This is a genomic window from Pseudomonas rustica (assembly GCF_049959085.1).
GTDB classification, from domain to species: Bacteria; Pseudomonadota; Gammaproteobacteria; order Pseudomonadales; family Pseudomonadaceae; genus Aquipseudomonas; species Aquipseudomonas rustica.
This window is the reverse complement of sequence record NZ_CP188200.1, coordinates 4,108,416-4,132,274: the sequence shown is the minus strand read 5'-3', so window position 1 is coordinate 4,132,274 and position 23,859 is coordinate 4,108,416. Positions and strand designations below refer to the sequence as shown.

Annotated in this window: 21 protein-coding genes; 10 read left to right on the top strand and 11 right to left on the bottom strand. The window is 60.1% G+C overall.

Annotation, left to right across the window (positions count from 1 at the left end; genetic code table 11):
- Positions 1-12 precede the first annotated feature (12 nt).
- On the top strand, positions 13-405 hold the full coding sequence (gene pcaC, locus ACP3TY_RS18735) for a 4-carboxymuconolactone decarboxylase (protein WP_011332825.1): 393 nt from the start codon (positions 13-15) through the stop codon (positions 403-405).
- Positions 406-500: 95 nt separating this feature from the next.
- Here pcaC and ACP3TY_RS18730 read toward each other — a convergent pair whose 3' ends face one another.
- The 5 genes from ACP3TY_RS18730 to ACP3TY_RS18710 form a co-directional block, all read right to left on the bottom strand.
- Positions 501-1,310, bottom strand: a complete 810-nt coding sequence (locus ACP3TY_RS18730) for a methyltransferase domain-containing protein (RefSeq protein WP_426618186.1) — start codon at positions 1,308-1,310, stop codon at positions 501-503.
- Between the two features lie 309 nt (positions 1,311-1,619).
- Positions 1,620-2,879, bottom strand: a complete 1,260-nt coding sequence (locus tag ACP3TY_RS18725; protein ID WP_426618185.1) for an OprD family porin — start codon at positions 2,877-2,879, stop codon at positions 1,620-1,622.
- 375 nt (positions 2,880-3,254) lie between these two features.
- Positions 3,255-4,715: an efflux RND transporter outer membrane subunit EmhC gene (gene emhC / locus ACP3TY_RS18720; RefSeq protein ID WP_053117884.1), complete on the bottom strand. Its 1,461-nt coding sequence runs from the start codon at positions 4,713-4,715 to the stop codon at positions 3,255-3,257.
- A complete protein-coding gene (gene emhB, locus ACP3TY_RS18715; RefSeq protein WP_212545262.1) occupies positions 4,712-7,864 on the bottom strand; it encodes an efflux RND transporter permease subunit in 3,153 nt (1,050 codons plus the stop codon). Before emhB ends, emhC begins: the two co-directional genes overlap by 4 nt.
- Before the next feature lie 3 nt (positions 7,865-7,867).
- Positions 7,868-9,025: an efflux RND transporter periplasmic adaptor subunit gene (locus ACP3TY_RS18710; RefSeq protein ID WP_053117889.1), complete on the bottom strand. Its 1,158-nt coding sequence runs from the start codon at positions 9,023-9,025 to the stop codon at positions 7,868-7,870.
- 266 nt (positions 9,026-9,291) lie between these two features.
- On the opposite strand from ACP3TY_RS18710, the gene emhR reads away from it, so the two are divergent.
- Positions 9,292-9,924 carry an efflux system transcriptional repressor EmhR gene (gene emhR / locus ACP3TY_RS18705; RefSeq protein WP_401242588.1) on the top strand — a complete coding sequence of 211 codons (633 nt, stop codon included), beginning with the start codon at positions 9,292-9,294 and terminating at the stop codon, positions 9,922-9,924.
- A gap of 232 nt (positions 9,925-10,156) precedes the next feature.
- On the opposite strand, the gene ACP3TY_RS18700 is transcribed toward emhR, so the two are convergent.
- The 4 genes from ACP3TY_RS18700 to ACP3TY_RS18685 form a co-directional block, all read right to left on the bottom strand.
- Complete coding sequence (locus ACP3TY_RS18700; RefSeq protein ID WP_426618184.1) at positions 10,157-10,861, bottom strand: hypothetical protein; 705 nt, start codon at positions 10,859-10,861, stop codon at positions 10,157-10,159.
- Between the two features lie 186 nt (positions 10,862-11,047).
- Complete coding sequence (locus tag ACP3TY_RS18695; RefSeq protein ID WP_401242582.1) at positions 11,048-12,097, bottom strand: alkene reductase; 1,050 nt, start codon at positions 12,095-12,097, stop codon at positions 11,048-11,050.
- Positions 12,098-12,127: 30 nt separating this feature from the next.
- Positions 12,128-13,294, bottom strand: coding sequence for an MFS transporter (locus tag ACP3TY_RS18690; protein ID WP_426618183.1), 1,167 nt, complete (start codon positions 13,292-13,294; stop codon positions 12,128-12,130).
- Between the two features lie 34 nt (positions 13,295-13,328).
- The gene (locus ACP3TY_RS18685; protein WP_016771327.1) at positions 13,329-13,631 is read right to left on the bottom strand and encodes an ArsR/SmtB family transcription factor; all 303 of its coding nucleotides are present in this window, start codon (positions 13,629-13,631) and stop codon (positions 13,329-13,331) included.
- Positions 13,632-13,800: 169 nt separating this feature from the next.
- Here ACP3TY_RS18685 and ACP3TY_RS18680 point away from each other — a divergent pair, with 169 nt between their 5' ends.
- Positions 13,801-14,385, top strand: coding sequence for an ACP phosphodiesterase (locus ACP3TY_RS18680; RefSeq protein ID WP_426618182.1), 585 nt, complete (start codon positions 13,801-13,803; stop codon positions 14,383-14,385).
- A 223-nt stretch (positions 14,386-14,608) separates the two neighbouring features.
- On the opposite strand, the gene ACP3TY_RS18675 is transcribed toward ACP3TY_RS18680, so the two are convergent.
- Positions 14,609-15,403, bottom strand: coding sequence for a lysophospholipid acyltransferase family protein (locus tag ACP3TY_RS18675; protein ID WP_426618181.1), 795 nt, complete (start codon positions 15,401-15,403; stop codon positions 14,609-14,611).
- Positions 15,403-16,158, bottom strand: coding sequence for an L-ornithine N(alpha)-acyltransferase (gene olsB / locus ACP3TY_RS18670; RefSeq protein ID WP_008080112.1), 756 nt, complete (start codon positions 16,156-16,158; stop codon positions 15,403-15,405). Before olsB ends, ACP3TY_RS18675 begins: the two co-directional genes overlap by 1 nt.
- A 153-nt stretch (positions 16,159-16,311) precedes the next feature.
- Here olsB and ACP3TY_RS18665 point away from each other — a divergent pair, with 153 nt between their 5' ends.
- From ACP3TY_RS18665 to ACP3TY_RS18635, 7 genes are all read left to right on the top strand, one after another.
- Positions 16,312-17,193 (top strand): acyl-CoA dehydrogenase, encoded by an 882-nt coding sequence (locus ACP3TY_RS18665; RefSeq protein ID WP_426618180.1) that lies wholly within the window; start codon positions 16,312-16,314, stop codon positions 17,191-17,193.
- 151 nt (positions 17,194-17,344) lie between these two features.
- Positions 17,345-18,418, top strand: a complete 1,074-nt coding sequence (locus ACP3TY_RS18660; protein ID WP_426618179.1) for a serine hydrolase domain-containing protein — start codon at positions 17,345-17,347, stop codon at positions 18,416-18,418.
- Complete coding sequence (locus tag ACP3TY_RS18655) at positions 18,415-18,711, top strand: amidase (RefSeq protein WP_401242564.1); 297 nt, start codon at positions 18,415-18,417, stop codon at positions 18,709-18,711. The genes ACP3TY_RS18660 and ACP3TY_RS18655 overlap by 4 nt, the downstream gene beginning before the upstream one ends.
- A 273-nt stretch (positions 18,712-18,984) precedes the next feature.
- Positions 18,985-20,160, top strand: a complete 1,176-nt coding sequence (locus ACP3TY_RS18650) for a M20 aminoacylase family protein (RefSeq protein WP_426618178.1) — start codon at positions 18,985-18,987, stop codon at positions 20,158-20,160.
- A 78-nt stretch (positions 20,161-20,238) separates the two neighbouring features.
- On the top strand, positions 20,239-21,549 hold the full coding sequence (locus tag ACP3TY_RS18645; RefSeq protein WP_053117911.1) for a citrate-proton symporter: 1,311 nt from the start codon (positions 20,239-20,241) through the stop codon (positions 21,547-21,549).
- A complete protein-coding gene (locus tag ACP3TY_RS18640; protein WP_426618177.1) occupies positions 21,546-23,003 on the top strand; it encodes an amidase in 1,458 nt (485 codons plus the stop codon). The genes ACP3TY_RS18645 and ACP3TY_RS18640 overlap by 4 nt, the downstream gene beginning before the upstream one ends.
- Before the next feature lie 59 nt (positions 23,004-23,062).
- Positions 23,063-23,833 (top strand): IclR family transcriptional regulator, encoded by a 771-nt coding sequence (locus ACP3TY_RS18635; RefSeq protein WP_426618176.1) that lies wholly within the window; start codon positions 23,063-23,065, stop codon positions 23,831-23,833.
- Positions 23,834-23,859 lie beyond the last annotated feature (26 nt).

Sequence of the window (23,859 nt, the reverse complement as noted above, 5' to 3'; positions counted from 1 at the left end):
AAGGGGATTTTCGTGGACGAGAAACAACGTTACGACGACGGCATGCAAGTGCGCCGCGCGGTGTTGGGCGATGCGCATGTCGATCGCAGCCTGACCACGCTGACCGAGTTCAACTCGGAATTTCAGGAGATGATCACCCGGCATGCCTGGGGCGATATCTGGACACGTCCGGGCTTGCCTCGGCACACGCGCAGTTTGATTACCATCGCCATGCTGATCGGCATGAACCGCGAAGGCGAGCTGAAACTGCATTTGCGCGCGGCGGCAAATAATGGCGTGAGTCGCGGTGAGATCAAGGAAGTGATCATGCAGAGCGCGATTTACTGCGGGATTCCGGCGGCGAATGCGACGTTTCATTTGGCGGAATCGGTGTGGGATGAGTTGGGTACCGAATCCCGCGAGTGACGGTTGAAACCGAAAAAGATCGCAGCCTTCGGCAGCTCCTACATTTGGAATGCGTTCCCCTGTAGGAGCTGCCGAAGGCTGCGATCTTTCGCTCTTCAAACCGTGGCAACAATAAATATCCGCTTGAACGCAAACAACGTATGCCCGTCCGCCTCCTGCGGATACTGCGCATGTACCCGCATCAGATAGTGATAAATAAACCGCGCCTGCTCCGCTGAATCCAGCGCCTGCATCACCGGCCGCAGCGCCGACACTTTCACCCAGTCATACACCGGCGATTTGCCGTCGACCACCTGCAACTGCTCGGTCTCCCAGATATCCAGCGACGTGGTCAGCGGCGCCAGCAAACGGTAGTAATCCTCCAGCGCCAACAACGGTCGCGCCGCCATACGCTGGCGCAGTTCCGGCGTGCCCAGTGGCGTGCCGCCGACACCGCCGTCTTCGAGTGTTTCCAGCATCAGCCGATACCACAACGCATCGCGCCAGTCCGGCATATGCGCGGCCAGGCAGCCGCCGGCGTTGAGCTGGCCGAGCAGGCGCGGCAGCAGCGTTTCATGGCCATCAATAAAGTGCAGCACGGCGGCGGCAAACAGCAGATCTGCCGGTTGTTCAGGCTGCCAGTCGAGCAGGTCGCACTGTTGCCATGAGGCGTTGATCGGCAGGGCGCGTGCCTCGTCGAGCATTTGCGCTGAACTGTCGATGCCCAGCAAGTGCGCCTGCGGCCAGCGCTCGGCCAACAAGCGGGTGGCGATGCCGGTGCCGCAACCGAGGTCAACCATACGTTTGGGATGGTGCAGGTCGACGCGGTCGAGCAATTCATTGACCGGGCGTTGCCTGAGGCGGGAAAACTGCTGGTACGCCTTGGCGTTCCAGTCAGTTGCTGCTTCTTTGAGTCGGGTGATCATGAGGTCGTCCTCTGGTGATCAACAGTGTCTTCCGATGACAGCCTGGCTCAAGTCTTTAGGGGACCAACATCAACAGATAACGGAAGTGGGAAGGGGCGTACACCTGAGTCCTTCAGGTTTTGTAACTTTACCTGCCGGCCGGCAAATCACCACTCATCCAGACCAATGGCACAAATCCCTGTAGGAGCTGCCGCAGGCTGCGATCTTTTGATCTTGATCTTAAAAACAACATCAAAAGATCGCAGCCTTCGGCAGCTCCTACAGAGGCCGCAGGGATCAGATCCAACGCCATCAGGGTCGGATCGGTTTTTAGAGGAGGCTGATCGGGTAACTGACAATCAAACGATTCTCGTCAAATTCGTTATTGCTGAAATCCCGGCGCATGGTCGAGTTGCGCCATCTGACGTTGAGATCCTTGAGCGTGCCGCTCTGCACGGTGTAGCCCAGTTCCGATTCGCGGCCCCATTCCTTGCCGTCGGTGATGGTGCCGGTGTGTACGTTGTCGCCGCTGATGTAGCGGTTCATCAGGGTCAGGCCGGGCACGCCCATCGCGGCGAAGTTGTAGTCGTGGCGCAGCTGCCACGAGCGTTCCTGCGCGTTGTCATAACTGGCGTTGTAACTGTCGTTGGCCAGCGTGCCGCCGCTGGTGCCGTTGACGCGCATCCATGCGCTGTCGCCGGTGAGTTTTTGCAGGCCGACGTAGAAGGTGTTGCCGCCGTATCGGGCCGAGAACATCCCCGACCAGGTCTTGTTGTCGAGCTCGCCGGCGCGCGCGCTGCCGTCGTCCTTGCCGTAGAAGAAACCGAGGTTGGCGCCCAGCGTCCAGTCGCCCAGCGGTTGGCTGTGCGTCAGGTTGACGTATTGCTGGCTGTAGATGTCCTTGAGTTCAGCGTTCCACAAGCCGATCTGGGTGCGTTTTTCGTTGAACACATATTCGCCGCCCTGAAAGTTGAAACGATCCGAGGCGAACGCCGCTTTGCCGGTCATCGACATGTCACTCATGCTGCTGTCGTCGCGCGGGCTGTTGGCGCGGAACTGGCCGCCGTAGAGGGTCAGTCCGTCGATTTCTTTCGAGGTGATCTGGCCGCCACGAAAGGTTTGCGGAAGCGAGCGACCGTCGTCCGAACGCAGGATCGGCAGCACCGGCATCCATTCGCCGACCTTTACTTCGGTCTGGGAAAACTTCGCCTTGAACGCGACGTTGGTGCGGCCGAAGTTATCCGCCGGGCGACCGTCGTGATCCAGTGGCAACAACTGCGTGCCGCCCGTGCCTTTGCCGCCATCGAGTTTCAACGAATACAAACCCAGCACGTCCATGCCGAAGCCGACGGTGCCTTGGGTGAAGCCGGATTTGGCGTCGAGGATGAAGTTCTGCGTCCACTCTTCAGCCTTGCCCTGCGCCTTGGTCGGGTTGGTGAAGTTGCGGTTGATGTAGAAGTTGCGCAGGTTGAGGTTGACCTTGGCCCCTTCAATAAACCCCGCTTCTTCAGCCGCGACGGGGAGGGCGGCACCCGCCAGGGCCAGGGCGATCAGGCCGGGAAATGCGTAGGGCGCAGGGGAGGTGCTCATAGCTGGGTCTCTCTTGTGTTTTTTTGGGGCAAACGGAATGCGCTGCGGCCGTTTTTGTGGCGCAGAAATGCGATGGATTCAGGGGGCGGAGCGGCGGCGATCAGCCGGACGGAGCAGGGTGTGGGAGCATGTGGCGAACCTGTTGTTATTGGTTTTGTGGCTCGAATGGTGCGGGGGGCGGTGGTGGGGATTCAATCGGGAGAAGCGGGTTTTGGGCGATTATCGAACAGCATTGAAGATCAAATGATCGCAGCCTTCGGCAGCTCCTACAGGGGATCGCATTTCAAATGTAGGAGCTGCCGAAGGCTGCGATCTTTTGATCTTCAGGCAACAAAAAGCCCACCAATCGGTGGGCTTCTTGTGTTCAGCAGATGATCAGAACAATCTCATCTTCGGCGCTTCTTCTTTCACCGGCTCGTTCTTCGCGGTTTGCGAATTCCAGCCGCCACCCAAAGCCTTGTACAGGTTGACCGCACTGGTCAGCTGCGCGAGGCGGTCGGTGATCAGCGCTTGTTGCGCGCTGAACAGCTGACGCTGGGCATCGAGGAAGGTCAGGTTGCTGTCGACACCGATGCGGTAACGACGCTCGGCCAGGCGGTAGTAATCCTGGTTGGCCTGAACGAAGTCACGCTGCGCTTGCAGCTGCTCGGTGTAGGTCTGGCGGGCGGCCAGGCCATCGGCGACTTCCTGGAAGGCGGTTTGAATCGACTTCTCGTAGTTCGCCACGCCAATGTCCTTCTGGATCTTGGCGTAGTCGAGGCTGGCGCGCAGGCTGCCGGCGTTGAAGATCGGCAGGTTGATCTGCGGCGAGAACAGCCACGTCCCCGAACCACCCTTGAACAGACCGGACAGATCCGGGCTCAGGGTGCCCGCGTTGGCGGTCAGGCTGATGCTCGGGAAGAACGCTGCACGGGCCGCGCCGATGTTGGCGTTGGCCGCTTTCAGGTTGTGCTCGGCTTGCAGAATGTCCGGACGACGTTGCAGCAGATCCGATGGCAGACCCGGCGGTACGTCGCTGAGCAGATCATCCGACAGCGGTTTGGCCGCTTGCAGATTGGCCGGGATACCGGTGCCGAGCAGCAGGGTCAGGCTGTTTTCGTCCTGAGCGACCTGGCGGGTGTAGCGCGCCAGTTGCGCACGGGCGTTTTCCACCGAGGTACGCGACTGCGCCAGATCCAGTGCCGAAGCGACACCGACTTCGTTGCTGCGGCTGGTCAGCTTGTAGCTTTCTTCAAAGGCACCGAGGGTGTCTTGGGTCAGCTTGAGCAGTTCCTTGTCCGCTTGCCAGGTCAGATAAGCATTGGCGACGCTGGCGACCAGACTGATCTGGGTGCTGCGACGCGCTTCTTCCGTGGCGAAGTATTGTTGCAGCGCTTGTTCGCTCAGGCTGCGAACGCGACCGAACAGGTCGAGTTCGTAGGCGCTGATGCCAACGGTGGCCGAGTACGAGCTGCTGATCATCGACTCGCCGGTCTGCGAAGCGCGCTCCGGAAGACGTTGACGGCTGCCGGAACCATTGGCCGAAATCGCCGGGTACAAGTCAGCACGCTGAATGCGGTATTGAGCCGCGTAAGCGTCGATGTTCAGTGCCGCGACACGCAGGTCACGGTTGTTTTCCAGCGACACCTGGATCAGCTGTTGCAGGGCAGGGTCGTGGAAAAACTGCTTCCAGCCCTGCTCGGCAGCGGCTTGCGCCGGTGCCTGGGCCGGCGAGTACGCCGGCCCTTGCGGGTACTGGCCTGCGACCGGAGCCTCAGGCTGCTGATAATCAGGTATCAGCGAGCAACCGCTCAGCACGAAGGCGGCGACTGCGATGGAGAGTAGCGACTTGCTCATTGGCCAGCCTCTTTAGGAGTTTCTTTAGCTTCGTCATCTGGATCGGCGATTTTACGCTGGCCGATGGACGAAACCGTAACGAAGAACAGTGGAACCCAGAAGACCGCCAGGATCGTGGCTGTGAGCATACCGCCAATTACGCCGGTACCGATCGCGTGTTGGCTGCCCGAACCGGCACCGGTGGAGATCGCCAACGGTACAACACCGAGGACGAAGGCCAGCGACGTCATGATGATCGGTCGCAGACGCATGCGGCAGGCTTCGATCGCCGCATCACGCAGGCTACGCCCTTGTTCATGCAGTTCCTTGGCGAACTCGACGATCAGAATGGCGTTTTTAGCCGCCAGACCAATGGTCGTCAACAGACCCACCTGGAAGTACACGTCGTTGGACAAACCGCGCAGGCTGGTGGCCAGCAGCGCACCGATGATCCCCAGCGGCACCACGAGCATAACGGCGATCGGAATCGACCAGCTCTCGTACAGCGCCGCCAGACACAGGAACACCATCAGCAGCGACAGGGCGTACAGCGCCGGCGCTTGCGAACCAGACAGACGTTCTTCATACGACAGACCGGTCCAGGAGATACCGACACCCGCCGGCAGCTTCTTGGCAATCGCTTCGACTTCGGCCATCGCATCACCGGTGGAGTAACCCGGCGCCGGAGAACCGAGGATCTCCATCGCTTCTACACCGTTGTAACGCGCCAGCTTCGGCGAACCATAGATCCACTCGCCCTTGGCGAATGCGGAGAACGGCACCATGGTTCCGGCGCTGTTGCGCACGTACCATTTCTTCATGTCTTCGGGGCTCATGCGAGCACCGGCCTGACCTTGCACGTACACCTTCTTCACCCGACCACGGTCGATGAAGTCGTTGACGTAGCTACTACCGAAGGAAATCGACAGGGTACTGTTGATGTCGGAAATGCTCACACCCAGGGCGCGCGCTTTCTCGTCATCAATTTCCAGGTGGTATTGCGGCTCGTCGTTCAGGCCGTTCGGACGTACCTGGTAGAGCACCTTGCTCTGCGCGGCCAGACCGAGGAACTGGTTACGCGCTTCCATCAACTTGTCGTGACCGATACCGGCACGGTCTTGCAGGAACACGTCGAAACCGGTGGCGTTACCCAGTTCCAGTACCGCTGGCGGGGCGAAAGCAAACACCATCGCGTCGCGGAAGGTGAAGAAGTGCTGCTGCGCACGCTGGGCGAGGGCAAACACGCTGTTGCTGGCGTCACGCTCGTCCCACGGTTTAAGCATGATGAACGCCAGGCCCGAGCTCTGCCCACGACCGGCGAAGTTGAAGCCGTTCACGGTGAACACCGAGGCCACCGCACCGGACTCTTTCTCCAGCAGGTAAGAACGCATTTCGTCGATGACGACTTGGGTACGTTCAGCACTGGAACCGGCCGGGGTTTGCACCTGGGCGAACAGTACGCCCTGGTCTTCTTCCGGCAGGAACGCGGTCGGAATGCGGGTGAACAGCCAGATCATGCCAACCACGATCAGCAGATACGCCAGCAGGTACGGGGCTTTGCGCGACAGCATGTTGCCAACGCCGCGCTCGTAGCTGCGAACACCACGGTCGAAGTTACGGTTGAACCAGCCGAAGAAGCCTTTTTTCGGTGTGCCGTGCTCGCCCTTCGGAATCGCCTTGAGCATGGTGGCGCAGAGCGCCGGGGTGAAGATCAGCGCAACCAATACCGACAGGGCCATGGCCGAGACGATGGTGATCGAGAACTGCTTGTAGATCACACCGGTGGAACCGCTGAAGAACGCCATCGGCAGCAATACCGCCGACAGCACCAGCGCAATACCGACCAGTGCGCCCTGGATCTGGCCCATGGACTTTTTGGTCGCTTCCTTCGGTGACAAGCCTTCTTCGCTCATCACCCGTTCGACGTTTTCCACCACAACAATGGCATCGTCCACCAGCAAACCGATGGCCAACACCATACCGAACATGGTCAGGGTGTTGATGCTGAAACCGAACGCCGCGAGGATGCCGAATGTACCGAGCAATACTACCGGCACGGTCATCGTGGTGATGACGGTGGCGCGGAAGTTTTGCAGGAACAGGAACATCACCAGGAATACCAGCACGATCGCCTCAACCAGGGTTTCAACCACACCCTTGATCGACTCGGTCACCACCGGGGTGGTGTCGTACGGGAACACCACTTCCATGCCTTCCGGGAAGAACGGCTTGAGCTCGTCAATCGTCTTGCGCAGGGCTTTGGCGGTGTCGAGGGCGTTGGCGCCGTTGGCCAGTTTCACCGCCAGACCGGACGACGGCTTGCCGTTGAACTGAGCCGAAATGGTCGAGTTTTCGCCACCCAGACCGACATCGGCGACGTCACCAATGCGAACTTGCGAACCGTCCTGATTGACCTTCAGCAGAATCGCCTTGAACTGCTCGGCAGTCTGCAGACGGGTCTTGCCGATGATCGTGGCGTTCAGTTGCTGGCCAGGCAGCGCCGGCAAACCGCCGAGCTGACCGGAGGAGACCTGGACGTTCTGCGCCGAGATCGCGGAGCTGACGTCGGCCGGGGTCAGGTTGAATTTGTTCAACTTGGCCGGGTCGAGCCAGATGCGCATCGCGTACTGGGCACCGAAGACCTGGAAGTCACCAACACCGGCGGTCCGCGAGATCGGATCCTGCATGTTCGACACGATGTAGTTGGACAAGTCGTCCTTGGTCATGCTGCCGTCACGCGATACCACGCCGATCACCAAGAGGAAGTTTTTCACTGCCTTGGTCACACGGATACCTTGTTGCTGCACTTCCTGCGGCAACAGCGGGGTGGCCAGGTTCAGCTTGTTCTGAACCTGAACCTGCGCGGTGTCGGAGTTGGTGCCTTGCTCGAAGGTCGCGGTGATGGTCATGCTGCCGTCGGAGTTACTTTCCGACGACACATAACGCAGGTTGTCGATACCGTTGAGCTGCTGCTCGATCACCTGGACCACGGTGTCCTGCACGGTTTGCGCCGAAGCGCCCGGGTAGGTCACGGAGATCGCAATGGCCGGTGGCGCAATGCTCGGGTACTGGTTGATCGGCAATTTCAGGATCGAAAGTGCCCCGACCAGCATGATCACCAGGGCAATTACCCAAGCGAAAATCGGACGGTCGATGAAGAATTTTGACATGAGTTACTCCCCTTTGCCGCCAGCGGCTTTGTCAGCAGGCTGAGCGGGGGCCGGGTTCTTTTTCGCTACGTTGGTGGCTTCGGTCGGGTTCACTTGCACGCCCGGACGAACGTATTGCAGGCCTTCGGTGATCAGACGATCGCCGGCTTTCAGGCCGTCTTCGATCAGCCACTGGCTGCCGACGGTGCGGCTGGCCTTGAGCTGACGCAGCTCGACCTTGTTGTCGGCGCCAACGACCAGTGCGGTCGGGGTGCCTTTGAGGTCGCGGGTCACGCCTTGTTGCGGTGCCAGAATCGCTGCAGCGTTAACACCGGCCTGCAATTGAGCGCGGACGAACATGCCCGGCAGCAGGGTGTGATCCGGGTTCGGGAACACGGCGCGCAGGGTCACGGAACCGGTAGTCGGGTCGACCGACACTTCGGAGAACTCCAGCTTACCGTCGAGCTTGTACTGGCTGCCGTCTTCCAGGGTCAGCTTGACCGCTGCCGAGTTCTCGCCGGATTTTTGCAGGCGACCGCTTTCCAGCTCGCGGCGCAGTTCCAGCAATTCAACCGAAGACTGGGTCACGTCGACGTAAATCGGGTCCAGCTGCTGGATCGTTGCCATGGCGTCGGTCTGGCCATTGTTGACCAGCGCACCTTCGGTGACCGAAGAGCGACCGATACGGCCGGAGATCGGCGCGTAAACCTTGGTGTAACGCACGTTGATCTGCGCGCTCTGCAACGACGCTTCCGATTCCATGCGGTTGGACACGGCGGTGTCGTATTCCTGACGGCTGACGGCTTGTTCATCGACCAGTTGCTTGTAGCGATCGGAGATCGACTTGGTCGAACGCAGGTTGGCTTCGGCGCTTTTCAGGGTCGCTTCGTACACGGCTGGATCGATCTGATACAGCTGCTGGCCGGCTTTGACGTCGCCACCTTCTTTGAACAGACGCTTGAGAATGATGCCATTGACCTGTGGTCGAACTTCGGCAACGCGGAACGCGCTGGTGCGGCCCGGCAGTTCCGAGGTGAGGGTAAAGGCTTGTGGTTGCAGGGTAACGACGCCGACCTGAGGGGGCGGAGCGGCCGGTGCCGCTTCTTCCTTTTTACATCCGCTGAGCAGCGATGCCAGGGCGACGGCAGTGACCAGAGCGGTAACAGCTGGCTTGAATTGCATGAAAATCCTCGGGTCAGGCGCGCAAAAAGCGCACAAGAAGTGTGGAAGGGTAAAAAAAGGGTACCGGGTGGATAAGTAGCTTGCTAAGGAATATACTTACGTTCATGGTTGTTTGTAAACACCTTGGCGTCGTACCCACCCTGTTACAAAAGTCGTCGCAAGGTAAGAAATTGTAGGCCGGGGAGCCGATCCGCGAGAGATCACCCCCTCTTTATTCAGCGGATATTCAGCCATCCCTGAAACATCCTGTTTGAGGTTTTACTGCCATGGTCCGTCGTACCAAAGAGGAAGCTCAGGAAACCCGCAACCAGATTCTGGAAGCGGCGGAGAAAGCCTTTTATGAAAGGGGCGTCGCTCGTACGACGCTGGCGGACATCGCGACCCTTGCCGGCGTCACGCGTGGCGCTATTTATTGGCATTTCAGCAATAAAGCCGACCTGCTTCAGGCCATGCTCGACACCCTGCACGAAACGCTGGATGAGCTGGCCAAGGCCAGCGAGAGCGAGGACGAACTCGATCCGCTGGGCTGCATGCGCAAGCTGTTGATTCATTTGTTTCATCAAATTGCACTGGACCCGAAAACCCGGCGTATCAACGAAATTCTGTTTCATAAGTGCGAATTCACCGATGAAATGTGCGATTTGCGCCAGCAGCGCCGGACGGCCAGCCTCGAATGCAACGATCGCATCGGGCTGACCCTGCGTAATGCGGTGAATCGCGGCCAGTTGCCGGAAGATCTCGACACTGCCCGCGCGGCCATCAGCATTCATGCCTATATTGATGGCCTCCTGTACGGATGGCTTTTGGCACCGGACAGCTTTGAGCTGCATGCCGAGGCCGAGCGTTGGGTCGATACAGGGTTGGATATGCTGCGCCTGAGCCCTAGCCTACGCAAATGAAAGTAATGACAGCCTGAGCAGGTGAACAGAGTTTTACCACGTGTGGGGTTGAGCAAGAGTGCATTTATATACGCTCGGTTTGTCCGTTGACAGCCGGATGCCGGGCTATTTTGTAGGTAAATTGTTGCCCGGATGTGATCGCTCGGGCCTCATCGGCAGCTATCGCGGCAATACGCGCACAGATGATGAAAAAGTGCCCCGTTGCGAGGCACCTTTCACTGTCGGTGATCTGTCAGCCCAGGGTGATGGCTACCGCGTAGCTGTAAGGGCGATTCGGCAGCGCGCGCGAGATTTTCGAACTGCAGGGCAAAGCCTTGCGTCCCGTCGAGGCGATTTTATGCTCGCGATGAGGAATGGTCGGTGGCGAGAACGAAAACGAAGAGTACTTTTTCTTGAGTTTCAGCAGCGTCGAGAACTCGAAGCCGTAAGACTCGCTGGCAAACGAAAAACCATGATTGATCGTTGTCGGACCTTTGGTTTTTGAACTGACTTTGACCACCGGTACCTCATGGCGTAAAGTAAAGTTCATATGTTGCATGGGCTGGATATCGAAGTCGGAAGTGGCAAAGTTACTGTGATCCCAATTGGCATGGCGCAATGTGAACACTTCGTTGGTGTTGTTATAAATGTTGAACAGGATGCTCGTATAAGAGCCAATGCGCGAGATGCTGTTCCATTCATCCTGTTCGGCTTCACTCGCCTCCTTGAGGTAGTCGAGAAATGCCGGAGGGATCTGCGATTTATCCTCCAGAGCAAGGACTTTCTCAGGAGAAAGGCCCGCCAGTGCAGTCTGCAGAATAGCCGCGGCGATCGGGTTGATCTGTGCCAATGCAAACACCAGTGTTGAATTCACCGAAGCCAGGTCGATCTGCTCAATGATTTCGTATTCTTCAAAATCTTCGTAGTCATCAATGTTGATACCGGTATTACCATCCATGGTGCAGCTCCTTTTGAGGTTTGAATAAAACTATCATTCATCAACAAGAAGTTCATCCGGGCTTGTATTTGCGGATATGTAGAGTGGTTGCCCGTTATGTAGGCAGTGGTAAGTTGCATGGAGGGAGGCTAATAAAAAAGCCCCGACGTTTACACGTCGGGGCTTTGTTTTTCTTCGTAGTACGGCTTACAGCGTCGGATAGTCGATGTAACCGACCGGCCCCTTAGCGTAGAACAACTCCGGACGCGCTTCATTCAACGGCGCATCAGCCTGCAAACGCGCCGGCAGATCCGGGTTGGCAATAAACGGCACGCCAAATGCCACAGCGTCAGCCTTGCCACTCGCCAGCCACGCGTTGGCGCTGTCCTTGGTGAAGCGTTCGTTGGCGATGTACGGGCCACCGAAAGCTTCTTTCAGTTGCGGGCCGAGGCTGTCGGCGCCTTCTTTCTCACGGGAGCAGATGAACGCGATACCGCGCTTGCCCAGCTCACGCGCGACGTAGGTGAAGGTTTCGGCAAGGTTGTCGTCGCCCATGTCATGGGAGTCGGCGCGTGGTGCCAGGTGCACACCAACGCGGCCAGCGCCCCAGACTTCGATCGCAGCGTCAGTCACTTCCAGCAGCAGGCGCGCACGGTTTTCCAGGGAGCCGCCGTAGTGGTCGGTGCGCTGGTTGGTGCTGCTTTGCAGGAACTGGTCGAGCAGGTAACCGTTGGCGCCGTGGATTTCCACGCCGTCAAACCCGGCGGCTTTGGCGTTCTCGGCGCCGGTGCGGTAAGCGTCGACGATGTCGGCGATTTCAGCGGTTTCCAGGGCACGCGGGGTTGGATAGTCGGCCATTGGGCGAACCAGGCTGACGTGGCCTTTTGGCTGGATGGCGCTCGGTGCAACCGGCGCTTCACCGTTGAGGTAAGACGGATGGGAGACGCGGCCGACGTGCCACAGTTGCAGGAAGATCTTGCCGCCAGCGCCGTGAATGGCTTTGGTCACATTGGACCAGCCGCGCACTTGGTCGTTGGACCAGATGCCCGGGGTGTCCGGATAGCCCACGCCCATTGGCGTTACCGAAGTGGCTTCGCTGAGGATCAGGCCGGCGGAAGCGCGCTGTACATAATATTCAGCCATCAGCGCGTTCGGTACGCGGCCTTCATCGGCGCGGCAGCGGGTCAGCGGGGCCATGATGATGCGGTTGGCCAGTTCGACGTCGCCGAGTTTGATGGGATCAAAAATAGTTGCCATGTCTACAACCCTCGTAAAAGTGAAAGTTAATCAGTGAGTCGCGGGGGCCAGATCGGCATTGCCGTTCTGACGGAAAGTAATCAGGGTCACCAACAGCGCCAGTAACGCGAGGGCACCGCCGGCGAGCGGCACGCTGGTCAAGCCGTAACCGTGGGCGATGACGCTGCCGCCGACCCAGGCGCCGAGGGCGTTGCCGACGTTGAAAGCGCCGATGTTCAGGGTCGACACCAGGTTCGGTGCGGCTTTGCCGAAGGTCACCACGTTGACTTGCAGGGCCGGCACGGCGGCGAAGCAGGCGACAGCCCAAAGGAACAGGGTGATTTCAGACGGAATCAGCGCGACGCTGGTCCAGGTCAGCACGGTGGAGATCACCGCCATGGCGATGAACACGCCGATCAACGTGGCGGCCATGCCTTTGTCGGCGAGTTTGCCGCCGATGATGTTGCCGACAGTCAGACCGAGGCCGATCAACATCAGCGTCCAGGTCACGCCACGCGGCGAGACGCCGGTGACTTCGCCAAGCAGCGGCGCGACGTAAGTGAACACGGTGAATACAGAAGCGGCGAACAGCGCGGTCATGCTCAGCGACAGCCAGATTCCGGCACCTTTGAGGGCGGCGAGTTCGGCGCGCATGTCGAGTTTTTCTTCATCACGCTTGGCCGGCAGGAAGCGGATCAGGCCGATCAGCGCGATCACGCCAATCACGGTCACCGCCCAGAAAGTCGAGCGCCAGCCGTATTGCTGACCCAGCGCAGTGCCCAGTGGAACGCCAAGCACGTTGGCCAGCGTCAGACCGGTGAACATCAATGCGACGGCGGAAGCGCGTTTGTTGGCCGGCACCAGATTGGCGGCAACGACCGAACCGATACCGAAGAAAGCGCCGTGGCAGAGGGCCGTGACTACACGGGCGAACATCAACACGTTGTAGTCACTGGCGATGGCGCAGAACAGGTTGCCGACAATAAAGATGCCCATCAACGCGACCAGTGCCGCCTTGCGCGGCAGTTTGGCGGTGGCCAGTGCCATGAACGGCGCACCGATGGCCACGCCCAAGGCGTAACCAGTCACCAGCCAGCCGGCGCCGGGGATCGACACACCGAGGTCAGCCGCGACATCGGGCAGCAGGCCCATGATGACGAACTCGGTGGTGCCGATGGCGAAGGCGCTCAAGGCGAGGATGAGTAGCGAGAGGGGCATGCGGGTTTCCTTGTCGGCTGGCTGACGTTAAGGGTCAGAGCTCTTTACTGAGGGTGCTGAGGAACGCCTGGATCACGTCCTCGTTACGTTTGAAAAAGTGCCATTGCCCGGCCTTCTGGCTGCTGATCAGTCCTGCGCGTTGCAACGTCGCGAGGTGGGCAGAAACGGTCGACTGCGACAGGCCGCAGCGCTGATCGATCTGTCCGGCGCAGATGCCGTACTCGTGGTTGTGCAGCTGTTCCGGGAATTCGCCTTTCGGGTCTTTCAGCCAGTTGAGGATGTCTCGCCGTACTGGGTGCGCCAGGGCTTTTATTATTTCGTCGAGGTCAAGGTTCATGGCAGGGTGCTCGGTTGTGTACAACGCTATATCGCGATGAGGCGAACTTTAAATCGGTACTTCGCGATATACCAATATGATTTTGGTCTGATGAGCGCATAAATCGGTATATCGGGTTATAACGATATGGTGAGGTGTCGATTGCGGGGCGCGGTGCTAAGCTGCGCCCATGAACTATCTCGCACATTTGCACCTCGGTGGCCAGCGCCCCGGGCAATTACTCGGCAGCCTGTATGGCGACTTCGTCAAAGGCCGGCTGCAAGGGCAGTTTGCGCCGGAGGTGGAAGCGGCGATTCAGCTGCATCGACGGATTGACGTGTTTACCGATCGCCATCCCTTGGTGGATGTCGCCTTGGGGCGGTTTACCGAGACGCGGCGGCGTTATGCCGGGATCGTGCTTGATGTGTTTTTTGATCACTGTCTGGCGCGGGATTGGCGGTTGTATGCCGAACAGCCGTTGGCGGTTTTCACGGCTGATGTGTATCGGGTGCTGACCCACGAGCGGGAGCTGCCCGAGCGACTGGCGAAGATTGCGCCGCATATGGTTGCCAATGACTGGTTGGGTTCGTATCAGGAATTTGAAGTGCTGGAGCAGGTGTTGCGCGGGATCTCGCGGCGGTTGAGCCGGCCCGAGGAACTGGCGGGGGCGATGCAGGAGTTGCGGCGGTTGTATGAGCCGTTGAGTGAAGATTTCAGATTGTTCTACCCACATCTCCAGGGCTTCGCCCAAATTCCCCAGACACCGAATATCTAATGTAGGAGTGAGCCTGCTCGCGATAGCGGTGGGTCAGTCACGTTGATGTTGCCTGATGTACCGCTATCGCGAGCAGGCTCACTCCTACAGGGGATTTGTGTTTCAGGCAGTTCTCCAGGATTTTGCTGGGTTGCGGGATTAAGCAAGATCAAAAGATCGCAGCCTTCGGCAGCTCCTACAGGGATCGGTGTAGGAGCTGCCGAAGGCTGCGATCTTTTGCTTTTCAAGCGGCGATCAGGTCGCCGGTGCGACGCGGTTCGGCAGGTTTCGCCACCTCACCAAACAACACCTTCTGCACCGCCTGCTGCGCTTCAAATGCCAGCGCTGCACGCTCGCGCCCCTGACACGCAATCGGCTTGAGCAGGTGCACTTCAACGTCGCCGCAATCATTGCTGAACAAACGCATCAAGTGCGAGAGCAAATCATCGTCACCAATAAACGGCGCCAGCGCATCAATCTCGCCATCACGCAGATAACGAATCGCCACCGGTTGCAGCATCACCTCCGAATCAATCGCCGCCGACAGCAAGCGGCCGTGAAAGGTGCGCAGCGAGCGGCCATCCGTGGTGGTGCCTTCCGGGAACATCAGCAGCGGATGCGCGGTTTGCAGGTGACGGCTCATTTGCTTGCGAATCAACTGGCTATCGCCCGAACCGCGACGGATAAACAGACTGCCAGCCTTCGCCGCGAGCCAACCGGCGACCGGCCAGGTGCGCACTTCAGCCTTGGACAGAAACGACAGCGGCGTGAGCATGCCGAGCAGCGGAATATCCGTCCACGACACATGATTGCTCACCCACAACATCGGCCGCTTCGGCAGCTCGCCGTGCACGGTCACGCGAAAGGGCAGGGCATTGCCCAAGCGCGCCATGAAAAAGCGCGACCAACGCTGGCGACGTTCCATCGAATGCGCCAGACCAATCCGTTCAAAAACGCCGAAGACACCGGCCATGGTCAGCCCCAGTGTCACCACGATCAGCACTCGCGCAATCCGCGCGTACACCCGCAACCGGCTCATCACACGGCCGCCTTGAAGTGCTTGGCGTAGCGCGGGCAAAGTTCGTCGCGCTTGAGCAGGATGAACACGTCGGCGACCTGAAAATCTTCGTCCCAGCACGGCTCGCCGCAGATCTTCGCGCCCAGACGCATGTAGGCCTTGAGCAGCGGCGGCATTTCCGCGATCACGTTCGATGGAATATCCAGCGTCGGCAGCGGTTTTTTCGGTTCGGCGCGCAGGTGTTCGGTGCACAGATAACGTTCGCGCAGACGCTGCATGATCGCGTGCGCCTGCACGCCGCCGTCCTGCATCGGGATGCTCGCGCAGCCCATCAGATAGCTGTAGCCTCCCTGATTCAACACCTCGGCCAACTCGCCCCACAACACGGCGATGGTGCCGCCATTGCGGTACGCCGGGTCGACGCAGGTGCGGCCGATTTCGAGGATCGGGCCTTGCAGATGCGCGAGGCCGTGCAAGCTGAATTCTTCTTCGCTGTAGAACTTGCCGAGGCTGCTGGCGGCGGTGTGATCGAGTAAACGCGTGGTCGCCACCAGACGCCCGGTGTTCAAATCACGCACGCCGATGTGGCTGCAGTGAACATCATAATCATCCATGTCCAGACCCAGTTCCGCGCCTTTCAGCTTGGCGTTGAACTCGCCGCTGAACACGTTGAATCGCAGGGCCTGGGCTTGCTGCAAGGCCTCGGCGCCGATCAGGCGTTCGGCTTGCAGGCGGCGTTCATTGCCGGTGTCGCTGATGCGGGCGATCTGAGTCATGTGAATCTCCGTACGGGCCTTGAACCCGTCGTGGGTTGCAGCCGATCGACTTTCTTTATGCAGCCGTGTTGTGCAAAGTCAGGCTATGTAGCCCCGGTGTCATCGCCATGAACGTTCGGTGATGCTTATATGACAGCCCACAAGGAGCCTCTTATGCCCTGGCCAGATCTGCTGCACAGCCCTGAACGACTGCCCGCCGTTGCTGACCTTGCCGAGGGTTTTGCGACGTTGTTGCAGCAGTTGGGCAACCTCACGCCGTTCGAATTGGCGGTCGCCGGTGGGCGGCGGATGGCGACGCCGGGGCTGGCGTTTCTGGTCGGTTATCAGGCGGCGTTGCGCATGTTGTGGCCGAGTGCACCGCTGAGCCTTGGCGCTTTGTGTGCGACTGAACAGCGCAGTCTGCGCCCGGCAGACATGCAGACGCGGCTGACGGATTTGCGTCTGAGTGGACGCAAGGATTTCGTCACCGCCGGTGATGCGGCGGATTGGTTGTTGATTGCGGCGCGCAGTGAAGAGCCCGGCGAAAGTCCGCGCCTGAGTCTGGCCGTGGTCTACCCCGGCGAGCCCGGCGTGAGCGTGGAGAAATTGCCGGCGCTGCCGTTGATGCCGGACATCAGTCCTGGTCGGCTATTGCTCGATGGTGCGCTGTGTGAGTTGTTGGCCGGGGATGGTTGGGATGCTTACGTGAAGCCGTTTCGCACCCTGGAAGATGTTTATGTGCTGAGTGCGATGACCGCGTGGCTGTATGGCGTTGGGCAGGACAGCGATTGGCCGCAGACGCTGCAATTGCGTTTGCTGGCGCTGTTGGCCGGGTGTGCCGAGGCGAGCCGGCAGCCGCCGAATAATCCGGCCGGGCATGTGTTGTTGGCTGGGCTGTTTGCGCAGTTTGATGCGCTCAAGCCTGAGATCGATCAGGCGTTGGCGGAGGGTGGTTCGGAGTGGGCGCAGATGTGGGCGCGGGATCAGGGAGTGATGCAGTTGGCCTCTATCGCCAGAGCCAAACGCCTGACCAAAGCCTTGCACACCTCCCTGTAGGAGCTGCCGCAGGCTGCGATCTTTTGATCTTGTTTTTTAAAAGGCAAAATCAAAAGATCGCAGCCTGCGGCAGCTCCTACAGGAGGCATCGGATCGCAGATTGTCATTTTTCTGGGCTAGGATTTGCAGATCTGTCTAGCGAGCCCTCACCATGTTCAAAGGCCTGACCCTGCTTCTGCTGCTGATCAGCGCCACCATTCAGGCCGAACCATGGCCCGGTGAGCAGTGGCCGACTGGCGCGATAATCACCAATACTCAAGCGCTGGAAAACTACGCCTTCCCACCCCGCGACGACACCAGCCGCAAAGGCATCCGCACCGATGCGCTGCTGATCATCCGCGACGGGCAGATCATCTACGAACGCTACGCCGGCCCGACCAATGCGCAAACCCCGCACCTGACCTGGTCAATCAGCAAAAGCCTGATGGCCGCCGTCCTCGGTGTGGCGTATGGCGAAGGCCTGTTCAAACTCGAAGACCCCGCCGCAAAGTTTTACCCGCCGCTGGCTAAACACCCGCAGATAAAAATCGCCGACTTATTGCATTGGGCCTCAGGCCTCGACTGGCAAGAAGACTACGAATACGCCCCGCTGAAATCCTCGGTGGTGGCGATGCTCTACACCCGTGGTCACCGCGACATGGCGGCTTTTACAGCGGATCACGACAGCTACGCGCCACCGGGTCAGGCTTTCCGTTATTCCAGTGGCGACAGCAATCTGCTCGCCGCCGCACTGAAAAACATCGTCGGCCCGCAGCGCTATGCGGACTATCCATGGACGGCGCTGTTCGAACCCTTGGGCATCCGCCACGCCGTGTGGGAAACCGATGCGACGGGCACCTTTGTCGCTTCGTCTTACGCCTATCTCACCGCGCGCGATCTAGCGCGAGTGGGTCTGTTGATGGCGCGCGATGGGCGCTGGAATGATCGGCAGTTATTGCCCAAGGATTGGCTCGCGTTCAACCTCAAACCGTTCGCCGGTTACAAGGCGCATCAAGACGAAGCGGTGCCTGGCGGACAATGGTGGCTCAACCGTGCGGCGGATGGCGCGGCGTCTCCGTGGCCCGATGCACCGCCCGACACTTTCGCCGCCCTTGGCCATTGGGGCCAGGCGATGTATGTGATTCCCAGCGAGAAACTGGTGATCGTCCGTTATGGCGATGATCGCGACGGCAGTTATCGGCATAACGAGCTGCTCAAACGCGTGCTGCAGGCGGTGCGGCCATGAAGCGCTTTTTGCTGTTGCTGCTGGTTTTGTTGCTCGGCTGGATCGTCTATGAGCGCGAAAATCTGTGGGCCTTCCCGGACATCATCAGCGCCTACACTGCCAAGGAATATTGTTCGTGCCGGTACGTGATGAACAACGATGCCGAGTATTGCCGTGGCTACGTAAAACAATGGCTGCCGACCAGCCAGTTCAGCGATGACCCTGCCCGCAAAACCATCACCGTCAGCGGCATGGGCCGCAGCAACAGCGCCCAGTGGCAAAACGAACGCCAGGGCTGCCGCCTGAATCCCTGATCACACCGAATCGTCCCTGTAGGAGTGAGCCTGCTCGCGATGGCTGTGTGTCAGTCAACATAATTGTTTCTGATACACCGCCATCGCGAGCAGGCTCACTCCTACAAGGGGTTGGGTTGATCACGGAAGCGGGGTTCCACTCTGTGGAACCACATTCGATTGTCCTCGCGCGCGTCTCGCGGTTATCTGGCGGTGAGCACGACCTGCCTTCCAACGTGTCGTGAATTCATTGCGAACAACAAGACCGGGAAAACCCGCGCGAGGAGAACCGTCATGACCCGACATCAGCACATTCTGGCCTGGCTCAGCGACGTCGCCAGCGACCTGCACGCCACCCGCCAGGACATCCACGCCCACCCCGAACTCGGCTTTGAAGAAAGCCGCACCTCGGCGCTGGTCGCCAAATCCCTCGAAAGCTGGGGCTACGAAGTCCACACCGGCATCGGCAAAACCGGCGTCGTCGGTGTGCTGCGCAACGGCAGCAGCTCGCGCAAACTCGGCTTGCGTGCCGACATGGACGCCTTGCCGATCATCGAAAACACCGGCGTCGCCTACAGCAGCCAGCACAAGGGCTGCATGCACGCCTGCGGTCACGACGGACACACGACCATGCTGCTCGGCGCCGCGCGTTATCTGGCGGCGACGCGTCAGTTCGACGGCACCCTCACGCTGATTTTCCAACCCGCCGAAGAAGGTCAGGGCGGCGCCGAAGCGATGCTCGCCGATGGTCTGCTTGAACGTTTCCCCTGCGATGCGCTATTCGGCATGCACAACATGCCGGGCCTGCCCGCTGGGCATCTGGGCTTTCGCGAAGGGCCGATGATGGCTTCGCAGGATCTGCTCAACGTGGTCATCGAAGGCGTCGGCGGCCACGGTTCGATGCCGCACCTGACCGTCGATCCGCTGGTCGCTGCGTCGAGTGTGGTGATGGCGCTGCAAACCGTGGTCGCCCGCAACATCGATGCGCAGCAAGCGGCGGTGGTCACCGTCGGCGCACTGCAAGCGGGGGAGGCGGCCAACGTCATCCCGCAACAGGCAATCCTGCGCCTGAGCCTGCGCGCACTGAATGCCGACGTGCGCGAGCAAACCCTCAATCGCGTGCGCAACATCATCGAAACCCAGGCGCAGAGTTTCGGCTGTACTTCGACAATCGAACATCGCCCGGCCTATCCGGTGCTGGTCAACCACGCTGCCGAAACCGAGTTCGCCCGCAACATTGGCGTCGAATTGGTCGGTGCTGATGCCGTCGATGGCAACACGCCAAAATTGATGGGCAGCGAAGACTTCGCCTGGATGCTCCAGCGTTGCCCCGGCGCCTATCTGTTTATCGGCAACGGCGTGTTGCGGCCGATGGTGCACAACCCCGCCTATGACTTTAACGACGACATCCTGCTGACTGGCGCCGCCTACTGGGGCGCGCTCACCGAGAGCTGGCTCAAGCCGGCCTGATTTCTTCACGTTCTGCTGCCGCTGAATCCCGAGCGCACCGGCGCACGGGCTCACCCAACAGCTTTTGGAGAATCTCCCATGCAGGCTTCAGGCACAGGTGTTTCGCGTACCCGGCAAGTGGTCGCCGCCGTTATCGGCAACGCGCTGGAATGGTATGACTTCATTGTTTACGGCTTTCTGGCGAGCATCATCGCCCGGCAATTCTTCCCCTCCGAAGACAGCTACGCCTCGCTGCTGATGGCGCTGGCGACCTTCGGCGTCGGCTTCTTCATGCGCCCGGTGGGCGGCATCCTGCTCGGCATGTATTCCGACCGCAAAGGTCGCAAAGCGGCGATGCAGATGATCATTCGTCTGATGACCGTGTCCATTGCAATGATCGCTTTCGCGCCAAGTTACGCCGCCATCGGCATGGGCGCGCCGTTGCTGATTGTGGTCGCGCGGATGCTCCAGGGCTTCGCCACTGGCGGCGAATACGCCAGCGCCACGGCGTTTCTGGTGGAAAGCGCGCCGGCCCATCGCAAAGGTTTGTACGGTTCGTGGCAACTGGTCGGGCAATGCCTGGCGGTGTTTGCCGGCGCGGCGATGGTGGCGTTGGTCACCCACCTGTTTACCCCTGAGACGCTCGACAGTTGGGGCTGGCGGATTCCGTTCGTGCTCGGCCTGTTGATCGGCCCGGTCGGCTTGTGGATTCGCAAGCACATGGAAGAGCCGGAAGAGTTTCTCGAAGCGCGCAAAAAAGCCAAAGGCGCAGCGCCGGGCCTCTGGCAAGTAGTTCGCGAACATCGCCGCAGCCTGCTGGTGTCGATGGGCCTGGCCAGTGGTGCGACGGTGGCGTTTTACGTGGTGCTGGTGAACATGCCGACCTTCGCCCACACCAACCTCGGCTTGCCGCTGGATCAGGTGTTGCTGGTGCAGATGCTCGCGGTGGCGCTGATGACCGTGGTGATTCCGTTCTCCGGCGCGCTGTCTGATCGGGTCGGCCGGCGACCGGTGTTGATGGCGTTCACATTGGCGTTTTTCGTGATGATTTATCCGCTGTACGTGTGGGTCGCGGCAGCGCCTTCAATCGAACGTTTGCTGGTGATGCAACTGCTGCTGTGCGGCGCGATTGGCGGCTTTTTCGGCCCGGCACCGACGGCGCTGGCCGAGCAGTTCCCCATCGAAGTGCGCTCCACCGGCGTGTCGATTGCCTACAACATTTCGGTGATGGTGTTCGGCGGTTTCGCGCCGCTGATCGTGACCTGGTTGAGCAAGGTGCTGGAAACCCCGGTGGCGCCTTCGTTTTATGTGTTGTTCGCTTGCCTGCTGACCTTGCTCGGGATTTATTGCATGCAAGAGGCGCCCCGCGCCAAAGCCCCCAGCGCGCTCAACCTTGGAGTGAAATCTTGAGTCCGTTAGCCATCGATCCGATTGTCGCGCTGGACGCCGATGCGTTATCCCGCGCGATTCATGCCCGCAAAGTCTCGTGCCGTGAAGTGATGCAGGCGTATCTGCAACACATCGAGCGTTTCAATCCGCAGGTCAACGCGCTGGTGTCGTTGCGTCCGGCGGAGGAGGTTTTGCGCCAGGCCGATGAATGCGATCGGCAACTCGATCGCGGCGAATCCCGGGGCTGGATGCACGGCATGCCGCAGGCGATCAAGGATCTGGCCGCCACCGCTGGACTGCGCACGACCATGGGTTCGCCGTTGTTCGCCGAGCAGGTGCCGCAGCACGATGCAATCAGCGTGGCGCGGGTGCGCAATTGCGGCGCGATCATCATCGGCAAGAGCAACGTGCCGGAATTCGGCCTCGGTTCGCAGACCTACAACAGCGTGTTCGGCACCACCACCAATGCCTACGATGCCAGCCGGATCGCCGGCGGCAGCAGCGGCGGGGCGGCGGTGGCGTTGGCTCTGCGTTTGCTGCCGGTGGCCGATGGCAGCGACATGATGGGCTCGCTGCGCAACCCGGCGGCGTTCAATAACGTCTTCGGTTTTCGCCCGTCCCAGGGCCGCGTGCCGCACGGGCCGACGCCGGAAGTGTTCGTCCAGCAACTGGCCACCGAAGGGCCGATGGGCCGCAGCGTCACCGACGTCGCACGATTGCTGTCGACGCAGGCTGGCTACGATCCTCGCGTGCCGCTGTCGCTGAAAGATGAGCCGCGCAACTTTGCCGAAGGCCTGCAACGGGATTTCAGCGACGTGCGCATCGGCTGGCTCGGCGACTACAACGGCTATCTGCCGATGGACGACGGTGTGCTCAGTTTGTGCGAATCGGCGCTGGCAGATTTCACCGCGCTGGGCTGTCAGGTCGAAGCCTGTCAGGCGGATTTTTCCATGGAGCGTTTGTGGCAAACCTGGCTGACCCATCGGCACTTTCTAGTGCAGGGCAGTCTGGGTGCCGCGTATGCCGATCCGCACAAACGCGAGTTGCTCAAACCGGAAGCGCAATGGGAAATCGAGGGCGGTCTGCGTCTGAGAGCTGCCGATGTCTACAAGGCCTCGGTCGACCGCAGTGAGTGGTATCGGGCGCTGAGTGAATTGTTCGAACGTTACGATTTCCTGCTGTTGCCTACCGCACAAGTGTTCCCTTTTGATGCACAACAGTCATGGCCGCGCGTGGTCGGTGGGCAAACCATGGACACCTATCACCGCTGGATGGAGGTGGTTATCGGCCCGACGTTGGCCGGGTTGCCGAGCATCAGCGTGCCGGTCGGTTTCAACCCGGCAGGGCTGCCGATGGGCCTGCAAATCATCGGCCCGGCGCAGGCGGATCGCGCGGTTCTGCAACTGGCTTATGCCCATGAACAACTGACCCGTTGGGTCGAACGACGACCACCGCCATGCCTGCAATCGGCTTGAGCGGCCCGCATTTTGCTGCAAAAAGTGTTCATCCATCTGTGCGCAGGGAGATCGAACACATGGGCAGCAAAGCAGATACCGGCAGCGTGCGTTCCGTCGAACGCGCGCTGGCGATCGTCGAATTGCTCGGCGAGCATCAGGCGCTGGGGCTGGAGGAATTGCACTACCTCACGAGCCTGCCGAAGGCCACGGTGTCACGGATGCTCGCGACGTTGCAGGAGCAGGGCTGGATCTATCGTGGCCTCAGCGACCGGCGTTATCGCCTGTGCGCCAAGCGTCTGTTTGGTGATCGTCAGCAACGTTTCAAACGGCATCTGGTGGAGAGCGCGGCGCCGATGCTGGTGGAGTTGTGCGAGCGCACCGGGCTGGTGGCGGATCTGTCGTGCTTCGATGGCGAGCGGGTTGAAGTGATGGAAAGCGCGATTCCGCAGGTGTTGCGCAAGCGTTATCCGAACAACTGCCAGATCGTCGGGCATCACGCGAGTTTGTTTCATTCGGCGATGGGCCGGGCGTGCCTTGGCGAGTTGGGCAGTGATGAGGTCGAGCGGCTGGCCCACCGTGAGCAGTTGAGCGCGGAAAGTTTGTTCAGTGCGACAGAGCAGGCGTTGCAGCAGGGCTTTGGCCAGCGCACAGAGGGTTATTGGGAGTACCCGGTGCGCCTGCCGTTTCTGATTCGCGCGGTGGCGTTGCCGATTCGTGCTGAAGGCAAATTGGTGGGCAGCATGGCGCTGCACTGGCCGATGGATCAGGCGCCGGTGGAGCGGGTGTTGAGCCTGCATTTGAACAGTCTGGCGGCGACGATTGGCGATGTGCAGCAGGTATTGGCCTGACAGCCAAAAGATCGCAGCCTGCGGCA

Coding starts and splice junctions, on each gene's coding strand:
- ACP3TY_RS18730 (WP_426618186.1), bottom strand. CDS start 1,310: ATGATCACCCGACTCAAAGAAGCAGCAACTGACTGGAACGCCAAGGCG.
- ACP3TY_RS18725 (WP_426618185.1), bottom strand. CDS start 2,879: ATGAGCACCTCCCCTGCGCCCTACGCATTTCCCGGCCTGATCGCCCTG.
- emhC (WP_053117884.1), bottom strand. CDS start 4,715: ATGAGCAAGTCGCTACTCTCCATCGCAGTCGCCGCCTTCGTGCTGAGC.
- emhB (WP_212545262.1), bottom strand. CDS start 7,864: ATGTCAAAATTCTTCATCGACCGTCCGATTTTCGCTTGGGTAATTGCC.
- ACP3TY_RS18710 (WP_053117889.1), bottom strand. CDS start 9,025: ATGCAATTCAAGCCAGCTGTTACCGCTCTGGTCACTGCCGTCGCCCTG.
- emhR (WP_401242588.1), top strand. CDS start 9,292: ATGGTCCGTCGTACCAAAGAGGAAGCTCAGGAAACCCGCAACCAGATT.
- ACP3TY_RS18700 (WP_426618184.1), bottom strand. CDS start 10,861: ATGGATGGTAATACCGGTATCAACATTGATGACTACGAAGATTTTGAA.
- ACP3TY_RS18695 (WP_401242582.1), bottom strand. CDS start 12,097: ATGGCAACTATTTTTGATCCCATCAAACTCGGCGACGTCGAACTGGCC.
- ACP3TY_RS18690 (WP_426618183.1), bottom strand. CDS start 13,294: ATGCCCCTCTCGCTACTCATCCTCGCCTTGAGCGCCTTCGCCATCGGC.
- ACP3TY_RS18685 (WP_016771327.1), bottom strand. CDS start 13,631: ATGAACCTTGACCTCGACGAAATAATAAAAGCCCTGGCGCACCCAGTA.
- ACP3TY_RS18680 (WP_426618182.1), top strand. CDS start 13,801: ATGAACTATCTCGCACATTTGCACCTCGGTGGCCAGCGCCCCGGGCAA.
- ACP3TY_RS18675 (WP_426618181.1), bottom strand. CDS start 15,403: ATGAGCCGGTTGCGGGTGTACGCGCGGATTGCGCGAGTGCTGATCGTG.
- olsB (WP_008080112.1), bottom strand. CDS start 16,158: ATGACTCAGATCGCCCGCATCAGCGACACCGGCAATGAACGCCGCCTG.
- ACP3TY_RS18665 (WP_426618180.1), top strand. CDS start 16,312: ATGCCCTGGCCAGATCTGCTGCACAGCCCTGAACGACTGCCCGCCGTT.
- ACP3TY_RS18660 (WP_426618179.1), top strand. CDS start 17,345: ATGTTCAAAGGCCTGACCCTGCTTCTGCTGCTGATCAGCGCCACCATT.
- ACP3TY_RS18655 (WP_401242564.1), top strand. CDS start 18,415: ATGAAGCGCTTTTTGCTGTTGCTGCTGGTTTTGTTGCTCGGCTGGATC.
- ACP3TY_RS18650 (WP_426618178.1), top strand. CDS start 18,985: ATGACCCGACATCAGCACATTCTGGCCTGGCTCAGCGACGTCGCCAGC.
- ACP3TY_RS18645 (WP_053117911.1), top strand. CDS start 20,239: ATGCAGGCTTCAGGCACAGGTGTTTCGCGTACCCGGCAAGTGGTCGCC.
- ACP3TY_RS18635 (WP_426618176.1), top strand. CDS start 23,063: ATGGGCAGCAAAGCAGATACCGGCAGCGTGCGTTCCGTCGAACGCGCG.